Below are 11,133 nucleotides of genomic sequence, written 5' to 3'. Positions count from 1 at the left end.
GACCGCCGATCATTCCGGACGGAATGATCGGGGCTTCGCATGCTCGGAAGACGAAAGGATGCGGGGGAGTTGCCATGACGGGGACGGTCGGGGAACGCGACCCGGAACTCGCGGCCCGGAGACGGGCCGAGGAGCTGTACGCGACGGACCGCACGTGTGAACTGCTCGGCATCGCGCTGAAGGACGTCGGCCCCGGCCGGGCGACGGTGTCGATGCGGGTCGCGGAGACCATGGTGAACGGCCACGGCACGGGGCACGGCGGGTTCCTCTTCCTGCTGGCCGACGCGGCCTTCGCGTTCGCCTGCAACACGCATGGTCCGGCGACCGTCGCCCAGGGTGCGCAGATCACCTTCCTGCGTCCGGCCGAGGTGGGCGACGAGCTGGTCGCCGAGGCCGTGGAGCGGACCCGGTTCGGCCGGAGCGGGGTGTATGACGCGACGGTGCGCCGCGCGGACGGTGTGGTGATCGCGGAGTTCCGGGGACAGAGCCACATGCTCGGCGGCCGGCCGGTGCGGCCGACCGCCGAGGTGACCGGGGGGTGATCCGCTCACTGGGGTGACCAGCGCGGGTCGCGGCCCAGGAACGCCAGCAGGCGGTCCTCGGCGCCGGAGGGGCCGGTCAGTTCGACCGGCGGCCGGAACGAGGCGCCGGGCCGCTCCCGCGAGGGGCCCACGGGTACTTCGCGGACACTCACCTCGAACGCACCGGCGACGAGATCGTCGTCGTAGCCCGCCGGGGTTCCGAGGGCCGCGGCGACGTCCCAGCCGTGCACCACGTAGTCGACGAAGTGGAAGCTCATGGCCCGCGGAGCGCTGAACGCCATCGTCGGGTGAATCTCCGGCAGGACGAAGGAGCGGTCCAGCACCCCGTCGGCGGCGAACGCGGCGAGCACCCGTTCGACGGAGTCGGCATAGGCGCGGCCGGGGTCGTCGAGCGGGTCCTCACGCCACACCGCCGGGTCGGCGGGACCGCCGGCGGCGGCCGCGGCGAAGCCGAGGTGGTGGGCGGTCATGTGGGCGAGCAGCCGGCGCAGCGTCCAGTCGCCGCAGGGCGTGGGGAGGTCCCACTGATCGTCCCCCACCTGCGCCACGATCTCGGCGCTGCGCAGCACAGCCCGGCGGTCCAGCTCCCGCACCGTGTCCTTGGTGACGAGAGCCGTCGTGTCCGTGGTGTTCTCGATACCTCGGTCGGTCATGTCATTCCTTCCTGTGCCCGTTCTCCCGCCACCAGCGTCTGCCCGACTCCGGAAGGGTGGAGATGGGGTCGTGGAACGGATAGCGGCGTGTGAGCGCGTCCGGATCGTCCAGCTCGATTGCGGTCCGGTAGTTCTTCGTCCACCAGGAGATGCCCCGTTCCCGTTCGTAGTCGGCGAGTTGGTGGACCCAGCGCTTGCCGACGTACGGTACGTCGCAGACGATCCGCGGGGTGGCGTAGCCGGGGAGGTAGCCCATGATGGCGTGCTGGAGCTCCTGGGCTTCCCAGACGGCGACGCGCCAGTGCTCGGCGTTCGGGATCATGTCGCACATGTAGAAGTAGTAGGGCAGGATGTTCGCCTCGCCCTGGAGGACCATGCAGAGGTCGAGCAGCGCCTTGGGGGTGGTGTTGACCCCGCGCATCAGGACGCCCTGGTTGCGGATGTCCCGAACGCCGGCGTCCAACATTGCGCGCGCCGCCTCAGACACCAGCGGGGTGACCGACTGGACGTGGTTGACATGGGTGTGCACGGCCAGGTTGACCGAGCGCCGGGCGGCGGTGCGCGCCACCCGCTCCATTCCCTCGAGCACGGTGGGCTGCAGCCAGTGCTGCGGCAGCCCGGCCAGCGCCTTGGTGGCGAGACGGATGTCCCGGACGCTGTCCAGGTCGAGCAGCCGCATCAGGAACGACTCCAGGCGCGGCCACGGCACGTTGGCCACGTCGCCGCCGGACACCACCACGTCACGCACGCCCGGCGTCCGCTTGAGGTAGTCGATCATGAGGTCCTGGCGGTCGGCCGGCTTGAGCGTCAGCTTCAGCTTCTCCACCTGGGGTGTGGAGCCGCCCACCAGGTCCATGCGGGTGCAGTGCCCGCAGTACTGCGGGCAGGTGGACACCAGTTCGGCGAGTACCTTGGTCGGATAACGGTGGGTGAGTCCCTCGACCACCCACATCTCCGCCTCGTGCAGCGAGTCCCGCTCCGCGTACGGATGGCTGGGCCACTCGGGGTCGCGGTCCGACGCCACCGGCAGCAGGTAGCGGCGGACCGGATCGGCGAGGAACGCCTCGGTGTAGGCCACCGGTTCGGTGGGCGCGCCGGGGGCCATGGTGTTGAGCATCTGCGGGGGCACCAGCATCGACATGCCGGCGAAGTTCTTGCGATCGGCCTCCAGGTCGTCGAAGAACCGGTCCTGGAGGAGAGGGCCGACGACGGCCTTGAGCTGCTTGGGCGTCTTGACGCAGTGGGCGCGCTGCCACTGGGCGTCGCGCCACTGGGCGGCGGTGACGTCGCGCCAGCCGGGAAGGCGGCGCCAGTCCGGCTCCACCGGGACGACGCGCTCGTACTCGTAGGGCTGCTGGGCGGGTAGGACGGACGGCGATAAGCGCGAGGCTTCCATCACATTTCCTGACTGATCGCGGGTGCCGGTGGGAAGTCAGGCCCGGCCGGCACCGGTGAGGAGGGTGGCCCAGCGGGTGCGCAGCTCCCGCTTGAGGACCTTGCCGGTGACGCCGGTCGGGAAGTCGGCCGTGCCGTGGGCGACGATGACGGCGGCCAGCGGGCTGAGACCGGCGGCGGCGAGCTCCTTGCATGCCTGATCGCGCAGTTCGTCGGCGGAGGGCTCGGCGATGCCCGGTTGGAGCCGTACGACGGCGACGGGGCGCTGCCCCAGGCCGTTCTCGGCGGGGACGCCGAAGACGGCACAGTCCTGCACGACGTGGCCGCAGTCGGCGAGCAGCACCTCCTCGATCGGGAGGCTGTGGACCGGCCCGTCCTCGGTGTCGATGACGTCCACGGTCCGGTCGAGGTGGTAGAAGTTCCCCTCCTCGTCCTTGCGGGCGACGTCGCCGGTCAGCCAGTAACCGTCGAGCTCGAAACTACGCGTGAGTTGGGGGTCGTTCCAGTAACCCGGGGTCCGTGAGGGCGTCTTGACGGCCAGCAGGCCGACCGTGCCGACAGGCACCTCCTGGCCGTCAGGGTCGAGGACCGCAGCGGCCGTGACGACCTCGGTCGGCTTGCCGACGCAGCGGTCGTTGCGCTGCGACTCAGGGGTCGTGACCTGTCCGAACAGGGCCATGCCCATCTCCGAGGAGCCGAGACCGTCGATGAACTGCGAGCCCGGCATGGCTGTTTCGGCCTCGTGGTCGCGCGGTAGCAGCCACGGCTTGATCAGTCCGACGGGCCGCTCGCCGAGCTGCACGAGGCGACGGACGTGCCCGTAGTGGGCGCTGTCACCGGTGTTGAACCAGCTGTGCACCTTAGCGGCGCCCTTGACCGGCAACTCGCCGGTGGCCAGTTCGACGAAGGTACGCGGGAAGGAGGCCACCATCGTCGGCTGGAAGGCCTCCATCACCGGCTCCACGGCAGTGCGCCGCCAGTCGGACATGACCACGGTGGGCAGGCCGAGCAAGGTGGCGGTGAGGAAGTAGCTGAGGCCCCCGGCATGGGTGTGCGGCATCAGGGACATCAGCCGGTCGTCGGGCGAGGCCGGGAAGCGCTCCATCCGGGGCTGCTTGCCCTCCCAGAACTGACGGTGCGCGAGCATCGTCGACTTAGGGGTTCCGGTGGTGCCGGAGGAATGGATGAGCGCGACGACCTCGTCGGCGGCGTGCTGGTACGGATAGCCGGCGGGCAGTGCACCAGCGGTGTCGTCCTGGGGGTCGTACGCCTTGATCTCGGCGGCCGGGACGATGAAGCGGGGCCGGCGACGGTTGCCGTCGGCCCGGTACGCGGCCACCAGCCGGGTCGGGTCGTCGGCGACCAGGCCCACCGCGCCGACGTGATCGATGTACCGGATCGCGCTGCGCTCCGGCATGGCGTCGTTGATCAGCGCCGGGACGGCGCCGAGGGCTGTGAGCGCCAGGAAGTGCAGGATCGGCTCCAGGCCCTCGCCGACGAGGACGGCGACCGGCTCGCCCGCCTCCACGCCGTTGGCCCGATACCAGCGGGCGTACCGGTCGCGCAGCGCGGCGAGATCGCGCAGGCTGTGGCCGCGCAGGACGACCTCGCCGCGGTGGTCGGTGGTGTGGCTGAAGGCAAACGGGACGGTGTTGTGCGGGTTGGCCTCCAGGGCCTTCTGCAGGAAGTTGCCCGCCCCGAGGGCGAGATCGGTCATGAACTGCTTCCGGACGTCGAGTGGTGCGATGGGGCTGACGGTCACAGTGCTCTCCTGAGGAGGTGAGGATCGGGCCGACGGTCTACCGGCCGGCTGGTGCCGAGCGTGTGCGGTCGCGTACCAGGGGGTGTCTTCCGGATCAGGTCGCCGGGAAGCGGCGGTGCCTTCCGGCCGGCCTGAGCGGGGGCATGGGGTGCCCCCTGCTCGAGCGAAGCCGAGAGCTTGGGGAGCGTGCCAGGCCACGCGTCGTCGGCAGGATCCAGAAGACACCCCTAGAGGCGGGCGGCCGCCTCGGCGGAGGCCCGGTGGCCCGAGCGGATCGCGCCTTCCATGAGGCCGAAGAACTCGGTACTGGTCTCGGTGCCGGCCCAGTGCACCCGGCCGTGCGGGGCGGTGAGCCCGGGGCCGAGCGAGAGCCAGTCACCGGGGCCGAACAGGGCGGCGTAACACCCCTTGCTGTACGGGTCGTTGACCCAGTCGGTGACATGGAACCCGATCGGTTCCGGCAGGCCGGGGAAGAGCCGGGCCGCATGCCCGACGGCGGCGGCGCGCTGCTCCTCGTGACTCAGCGTGGCGAAGCGGTGGGCCTCCTCACCGGTGACGAAGCCGGTCAGAATGCCCGCGCCGCCGTCGGCGGGCGAGTCGTCGACGGTGGACAGAAGCGGGCCGTCGTTGCTGACCGACCAGCCGGACAGGCCCTGTTCGCGCCAGAGCGGCGAGGGGTGGATCAGATGCACCTTGACCGCGCAGCCGGGCGCGGTACGCGGACCGGATCGCGGCGCGGGCAGGCCGGGCCTGAAGTCGATCCGGTCGGCGAGCACCGGAGGCAGGGCGACCACGACCGCCCGGGCGCGGGTGCCGCCCCCGGTGGACCGTACGACGACCCCCTCGTCGTCCTGCTCCACGGCGGTGACCGGCTCGGACAGCCGGACCCGGTCTCCGAGCCCCGCGGCAAGTGCCTGGCACAGCCGGTGCGCGCCGCCGTCGATCCGCCACTCCTGGGCACCGCCGGCAAAGGCGTTGAGGTAGCGCAGGCCACCGCCGGAACGGAGGTAGAAGGCCATGTGCAGGACCGAGACGTCGGCGGGGGCGGCGGCCATCATCTCGCCGAGGAACAGCGGGAAGAACTGCCGACTGTCCTCGTGCTTCAGGTTGGCGTCGGCCCACTCCGCGGCCGTCATCGCGTCGAGGTGCGCGGCGTCGGGGGTGAGCCACGGCGCGTCCGGGCGGACGGACCGGGTGACCTCGTCGAGCAGATCGAACATCTCGCCGAGCGCGACGCCGCTCAGCGGCGGGAAGCGGCCCGGGACGCTCCGCGCGGGGGCGCCGCCGAGCGCGAAGCGGCTCTCGCCGTCCATGGTGGTCGGAACGGTCTTCAGGCCGGACTCGGCCATCAGTGACAGGAGCTCGGTGTGCCGTTCGCCGAGGTACGCGGCGCCGGCGTCGGCCCACCTGCCCGGGACGACCTCGATGCCGTGCATCCGCCCCCCGACCCGGTCCCGGGCCTCCAGGACGGTCACCTCGATGCCGCGCGCGGCCAGGTCGGCGGCTGCGGTGAGACCGGCGAGGCCGGCTCCCACGACGACGACGGTCATCGGGTCACGCTCGCGAGGCGGTCGGCGAGGGCGGCCGGGGTGGGCGCGTCGACGATGTCGGCGAAAGTCAGCTCCACGCCCTGGGCGCGGGCAATTGCGCTGAGGACGCGGGTGCCAAGCAGGGAGTCGCCGCCGAGGTCGAAGAAGTCGGAGTCCACGGAGACGCTGTCCGTCTCCAGCACACGCCGGAAGATGCCGACGATGTCGTCGGGGCTCATCGTTGGTCCTTTTCTGCGAGGGGGCCGTGTGGTGCGGCGGGCTGGGGCGGCACAGCGGCGGGTGTGTGGCGCCGGTGGGTGCCGAGCCGGTCGATCTTTCCGCCGGCGGTGTGGACGAGTTCGCCGACGACGGCGACCTTGTGCGGGACGAGGTGGCCGGGCACGGTCCTTCGCAGATGACGCAGGACTTCCCGGGCCAGGACGTCCGCGTCGGCGCTGTCGGCGCGCTGGGGCACCAGGTAGGCGGTGACAGTGGTGCGGTCGCCGGTCTTCGTGCCGATGACGGCAGCGGCGCCGACCTGCGGGTGGGCGGTCAGGTGGGCCTCGATCTCGCCGGGGTCGACGCGGATGCCGCGTACCTTGATCTCCGCGTCGAGCCGGCCTTCGTGCACGAGATGGCCGTCGGGGCGGCGGGAGACCCGGTCGCCGGTGCGGAACCAGCGGGTCCGGCCCGTCCCGTCGGCACGGGTCACGAAACGTTCGGCGGTTGCCTCCGGAAGGCCCCGATAGCCGAGCGCCAAGGCCGGCCCGGCAACGAGGAGTTCGCCGTCGGGACCGATGTCCTCGGTGACGTGCGGCAGTGGCCGGCCGATGGGGACGCGGTCGTGCTCGTCCCACCGGACGCCGGGTGCCCCGGGGCCGTCGAGGTCCACCGCGTGCGTGATCAGCGTCGTCTCGGTGCAGCCGTACGTGTTGATCAGTCTGACCCTGCCGGTGCCGAGGGCGCGCCACTCAGCGAGCCGGGCAGGGCTGACGGCCTCGCCTCCGATGACAACGGTCCGCACGCAATCGGGCAGCCACTCGTCGTTCTCGACGAGGTGACGCACGAGTTCGTGCCAGAAGGCGGTCGGCAGATCGAGCAGGGTTGCGCGGGCGGCGGCCGCGGCCCGGAGCAGCCTGGGCAGCGAGCCGGTGTACGCCTCGTCGTGGAAGACGAGGGTCGCGCCGGCGGTGAGCGTGGGGAGGATCTCCTCGAAGCAGGTGTCCCAGTTGAGCGAGGCGAACTGCAGGACGCGGTCCGAGGAACTCAGGCCGAACAGTTCGCGGAGCGAGGCGACCGAGACGGTGATGGCCCGCCGGGGTGTCACGACCGGCTTGGGCCGGCCGGTGGACCCCGAGGTGAACAGCGTGTACGCCGGACGGCCGGGATCCGCGGGCGCCGGAAGGTCCGGGAGGCCCGTGGCGTGGGCGGTGTCGGGGACCGGCAGGTGGACGGCCTCCACCCCCTCGGGTACCCGAGCGCCGGCTCGGGCGACGATCACCCGGGTGCATCCTGCGGATTGGAGGAGCGCCTTCTGGCGGGCGGCGGGGAAGACGGGGTCGACCGGGCAGTAGACGCCGCCCGCGGCGAGGATGCCGAACAGAGCGATGACGGTGGCCGGCGAGCGGTCCGTCAGGACTCCGACCGGGCCGGGACTCGGCCCCAGTCGGTCGGCCGTCGCCCGGACCTGGCGGAGCAGCTCCGCATAGGTCAGTTCCTGGTCTCCGTGGGCGACGGCGGTGTTCTCGGGAAAGGCGCGGGCTGCTGCGACGAGAGCGGCGACGACGTCCGCCATCAGAGTCGTTCCGCATTCTCGGAAACGGCGGGTAAAACGGCTGGAACGGTCGGGCCGGATAAGAGTCGGGAGTGAAGTTTTACAGAAACGATCACCCAGCAAGACATGGTGGCGAACGTAACACTCCCGTACGTCGGAGGGTCAAGAAGGTCAGTGCGTGATCCACATCACATTTCATATTGTGGAGCGGGTTGCTCCGTACGATCACATCGGGTAAGAATTCCAGGAATCGACAAAAGAGAGGCCGGCTGAGCATGACGGAACCGTTTCAGTTACGACTCGTCGTCCGGGGCTATGAACTCGACACACAGGGGCACCTCAACCAGGCCGTCTACCTGCAGTATTTCGAGCATCTGCGGTGGGAGAGCCTGCGAGCGGCCGGGATCTCCCAGGACAAACTGATCGACAGCGGAGTCGGCCCGGCGGTGCTGGAGAACACTATGCGGTTCCGGCACGAGCTGCGCGGCGGCGATGAAGTCGACGTTACGTGCGCGTGGATCTGGGGCGAAGGAAAGACATTCCGGGTGGAACAGGAGATCCGGCGCGCCGACGGTGTGCTGGCCTGCGAAATCACCAGCATCGCCGGGCTCATCGACCTCGAAAAGCGGAAGCTCGTCTCGGATCCGGCCGAATGTTTCGCCAAGCTCGCCGAGCATCCGGAAATCATGGGGCTCTGAGCAAACGGAATCAGGGAAACCGGAAGCGCCCGAAGGGATTCACCGACTGCCCGTCCGGAAGCTCCGAAGGCGCCTTCCGTTTCCCCTTTCCGCACCCGTCCTGGTCAGTCGTTTTCCTGATGCCATGCCTGATCCGGATGAGGACGGGCACAGCCCGTCCGATCTCCGCACTCCTCCGCCGGTCGGACTCCGCCGCGGACCGGCGGAGCATCCCGTTCTCCCGGGCCGGTTCCGATGCCGGGCGAGGGCGTCATGCCCTCCGGCGCGGTCTGCCTCGCCTCGGACGACCCGGCCGTCATCGAGGCGAACACGGAACCCGCTCCACCTGCGCGCGCTGGAGTCCACCCTGCCTTTCAGCCAACTCTGCCCTTCAGCAACGCCACGACCGCCTCAGCAATCCGCGCCGCGAAGGGATCCTTGACCGCCGCGAAGTGGTCGGCATCCACCTCGACCAGCACCATGCCGGGGCCGAGTAGGGATTTCCAGTGGGCGACAGCCTCCTCGGGCAGCTCGGCGGCCACCAGGACCGACGGAACGTCGATCGGTTCGTCGGAGACGTACTCACCCGCGGCCGTCCAGTGCCTGCGGATCGCGTCGAAGCGCTCCCGCAGAACGTCGATCGACATCGCGGAACCCGAGGCATTCACCAGTGCCTCCAACACGCTCAGGCCGTGCTCGGTGTCGCCGGGCGACAGCAGCAACTCGGTCGGCATCAGCGCTGGCGCGTCCACGGCACGCAGGATGGTGTAAATGAACGCGTCGAGCTCGCTGTGCGCTTCGTTCGCCGCACTGCCGTCCGGGGCGGGCGGGTCGATGAGCAACAGCGGGGGCGGCGTGACGCCGTCCGCACGCATCCGTACGGCCATGACGTAGCCGATCAGGCCACCGAGCGACCAACCGCCCAGCACGTCCGGCGTCCGGCCGGCGTCCATGTTCTCCCGGTGGTGGTCCGCCAGCTCCTCAAGGGTTTCCTGATCCCCGTCAGGGGTCATGGTCACCCGCCATCCATCCGGCAGCGCACTCGTCAGATCCTTGTAGGTGGTCTGGTCGGCACCGCCTGCCGGATGAATGAGGTGCAGGTGCGGCCCGCCACGATCGCCCTGCCTCAGCAGCACGCTGTGCTCGATCGGCTGCTCGGTCGTGACCGACCGCTCTGTGAGGTGGATCAGCTTGCCCAGGGTGGGGGTGTCGAGCCAGTCGATCATGTCTATCTGGCAGCCTGTGGCCTCCTGGAGCTTCGCGAAGAGGACGAACACACGCAGGGAATGCCCGCCGACCGCGAAGAAGTCACTCTCCGGATCCGCCTGAGTCAGCCCCAACGTCTCGCACCAGATGGCGCGTACCGACCCTCGCAGGCCCTCGCCGCCCTCCGCCCCTGCCTCCGCGATCGAAGAACTCCGCACCGTGTCGACGGCATCGGCTCGCGTGACCGTCCGGGCCGTGGTGGAGCGCGTTCGGACGTGCAGCGTAGTGATCGGAACCTCGGCTCGTACTCCCACCTCCAGTACCTGTTCGAGATCCGAAAGCAGGGCGCGCACCGTGGATTCATCGAAACGGCTGGTGTCGTACCCCGCCTCGATCACCGTCGCTTCGGGTTCTTCGAAGATGCCCAGCGTGATGTGGTTGACAGCACTTGAATTGGGGCTCGCCTTCAGTTCGGTCTCCCGCTCGCCGAGCAGGACACCGGCACCGATTTTCCCGTGATACGTCAGCAGCACACTCGGAGTCGCACCCAGGCGGTTCCTGTCCTCGACGGACAGCGCATTGTGCACCAATGAGAACGGGACCTGCTGGTGGGGCAGGCTGTCCCAGAAATCGTCGCGCGCCCTTGCGACCACATCATCCAGAGTGTCGCCCTCGAACAACTCCCCGGTGGCGACAACGACATTGGTCAGATATCCGACACAAGCGGCGTCGCGCTCGGTGAGTCGATTGGCCACCCCGACCCCTACGGCGAACCGCCCGTGGACGCCGCCGAGTCCGAGCACGGTGTACAAGGCGGCCAGATAGCAGGCGAACGGGGTCATGCCGCCGCGGTCGGTCAACGCGGCCACGCCCTCGGACGCCTTGGAGCTGAGCGAGTGACGCACCACGGCGCCCGGCGCGCCGGGAACTTGTTGCGGCCGCACACGGTCGGGTTTCACCGTGGCGCTGTCGACACCGGACAGCGTGCGCACCCAGTAGTCCGTACCCTCCTGCCAACTGCCGTCGGATTCGGCCTTTCTGGCCCTCACCGCATAGTCGGCGAACTGCACCGGAGGTTCGGCGATATGCGCGCTTCCGGGGTGAGCCAGTTCGGCGTGATAAACCTCGGCCAGTTCACGGACCACTCGCTGCATCGACCAGCCGTCCAGCATCGAGTGGTGCGCGGTCAACAACAACTCGTCGCTCTGCCCCACGGTGACCAGAGAGAGGCGGGCGAGTGGGGGGACGCTCAATTCAAACGGCGTTTTGTGCAGGTTTTTGGCCAGTTCGTCCAGCAGATCATGCCGCGGCGCCACGGCGTCCTGGGCTTCTTGTGGCCATTTCAGCACGTTGAGGGCGGCCGGCGCCCGTGCGTGGATGTCCTGCCAGACGGCACCGTCCTCGTGAACAAGCGCTGTTCGCAGGACCTCGTACCGGTCCACCAAGGCCTGCCAGGCTCGTTCGAGCGCCGGCACGTCCAGACGGCCGACGGACATCCGCCACGTCAGGTTGTAAAGATCCTTGTGAGATGACCGCTGCTGGATCCACCACAGCGCTTCCTGCTGCGGTGCTGAGACCTGACGGATCATGACATT

At 69.6% G+C, this 11,133-nt stretch carries 9 protein-coding genes; 2 read left to right on the top strand and 7 right to left on the bottom strand.

Going from position 1 to position 11,133, the window contains the following annotated elements:
- The first annotated feature begins 74 nt into the window (after positions 1–74).
- Positions 75–542, top strand: coding sequence for a hydroxyphenylacetyl-CoA thioesterase PaaI (gene paaI / locus ACIOC0_RS20550; RefSeq protein ID WP_402156538.1), 468 nt, complete (start codon positions 75–77; stop codon positions 540–542).
- A gap of 5 nt (positions 543–547) precedes the next feature.
- Here paaI and ACIOC0_RS20545 read toward each other — a convergent pair whose 3' ends face one another.
- The 6 genes from ACIOC0_RS20545 to ACIOC0_RS20520 all read right to left on the bottom strand — a co-directional run bounded on the left by ACIOC0_RS20545 (position 548) and on the right by ACIOC0_RS20520 (position 7,676).
- Positions 548–1,195, bottom strand: coding sequence for a TIGR03086 family metal-binding protein (locus ACIOC0_RS20545; protein ID WP_402156537.1), 648 nt, complete (start codon positions 1,193–1,195; stop codon positions 548–550).
- 1 nt (position 1,196) lies between these two features.
- Positions 1,197–2,591 (bottom strand): KamA family radical SAM protein, encoded by a 1,395-nt coding sequence (locus tag ACIOC0_RS20540; RefSeq protein WP_402156536.1) that lies wholly within the window; start codon positions 2,589–2,591, stop codon positions 1,197–1,199.
- 36 nt (positions 2,592–2,627) lie between these two features.
- Positions 2,628–4,352 (bottom strand): class I adenylate-forming enzyme family protein, encoded by a 1,725-nt coding sequence (locus tag ACIOC0_RS20535; RefSeq protein ID WP_402156535.1) that lies wholly within the window; start codon positions 4,350–4,352, stop codon positions 2,628–2,630.
- A gap of 227 nt (positions 4,353–4,579) precedes the next feature.
- On the bottom strand, positions 4,580–5,902 hold the full coding sequence (locus ACIOC0_RS20530) for a flavin monoamine oxidase family protein (RefSeq protein ID WP_402156534.1): 1,323 nt from the start codon (positions 5,900–5,902) through the stop codon (positions 4,580–4,582).
- Positions 5,899–6,120: a phosphopantetheine-binding protein gene (locus ACIOC0_RS20525; protein WP_402156533.1), complete on the bottom strand. Its 222-nt coding sequence runs from the start codon at positions 6,118–6,120 to the stop codon at positions 5,899–5,901. Before ACIOC0_RS20525 ends, ACIOC0_RS20530 begins: the two co-directional genes overlap by 4 nt.
- Positions 6,117–7,676 carry an AMP-binding protein gene (locus ACIOC0_RS20520; RefSeq protein WP_402156532.1) on the bottom strand — a complete coding sequence of 520 codons (1,560 nt, stop codon included), beginning with the start codon at positions 7,674–7,676 and terminating at the stop codon, positions 6,117–6,119. Before ACIOC0_RS20520 ends, ACIOC0_RS20525 begins: the two co-directional genes overlap by 4 nt.
- Positions 7,677–7,930: 254 nt before the next feature.
- Here ACIOC0_RS20520 and ACIOC0_RS20515 point away from each other — a divergent pair, with 254 nt between their 5' ends.
- Positions 7,931–8,353 (top strand): acyl-CoA thioesterase, encoded by a 423-nt coding sequence (locus ACIOC0_RS20515; protein WP_402156531.1) that lies wholly within the window; start codon positions 7,931–7,933, stop codon positions 8,351–8,353.
- Positions 8,354–8,706: 353 nt separating this feature from the next.
- Here the strand turns inward: ACIOC0_RS20515 and ACIOC0_RS20510 are convergent, their stop codons facing one another.
- Positions 8,707–11,127 carry a condensation domain-containing protein gene (locus ACIOC0_RS20510; protein WP_402156529.1) on the bottom strand — a complete coding sequence of 807 codons (2,421 nt, stop codon included), beginning with the start codon at positions 11,125–11,127 and terminating at the stop codon, positions 8,707–8,709.
- Positions 11,128–11,133: the final 6 nt, after the last annotated feature.

The organism is Streptomyces sp. NPDC088254, from assembly GCF_044740925.1.
Lineage (GTDB): Bacteria > Actinomycetota > Actinomycetes > Streptomycetales > Streptomycetaceae > Streptomyces.
The sequence above is the reverse complement of the archived record's forward strand: the minus strand, read 5'-3'. Positions and strand labels throughout refer to the sequence as shown.

Bases quoted from the DNA above. Each gene is read 5' to 3' on its own strand.
- paaI (WP_402156538.1), top strand. From the start codon at position 75: ATGACGGGGACGGTCGGGGAACGCGACCCGGAACTCGCGGCCCGGAGA.
- ACIOC0_RS20545 (WP_402156537.1), bottom strand. From the start codon at position 1,195: ATGACCGACCGAGGTATCGAGAACACCACGGACACGACGGCTCTCGTC.
- ACIOC0_RS20540 (WP_402156536.1), bottom strand. From the start codon at position 2,591: ATGGAAGCCTCGCGCTTATCGCCGTCCGTCCTACCCGCCCAGCAGCCC.
- ACIOC0_RS20530 (WP_402156534.1), bottom strand. From the start codon at position 5,902: ATGACCGTCGTCGTCGTGGGAGCCGGCCTCGCCGGTCTCACCGCAGCC.
- ACIOC0_RS20525 (WP_402156533.1), bottom strand. From the start codon at position 6,120: ATGAGCCCCGACGACATCGTCGGCATCTTCCGGCGTGTGCTGGAGACG.
- ACIOC0_RS20520 (WP_402156532.1), bottom strand. From the start codon at position 7,676: ATGGCGGACGTCGTCGCCGCTCTCGTCGCAGCAGCCCGCGCCTTTCCC.
- ACIOC0_RS20515 (WP_402156531.1), top strand. From the start codon at position 7,931: ATGACGGAACCGTTTCAGTTACGACTCGTCGTCCGGGGCTATGAACTC.
- ACIOC0_RS20510 (WP_402156529.1), bottom strand. From the start codon at position 11,127: ATGATCCGTCAGGTCTCAGCACCGCAGCAGGAAGCGCTGTGGTGGATC.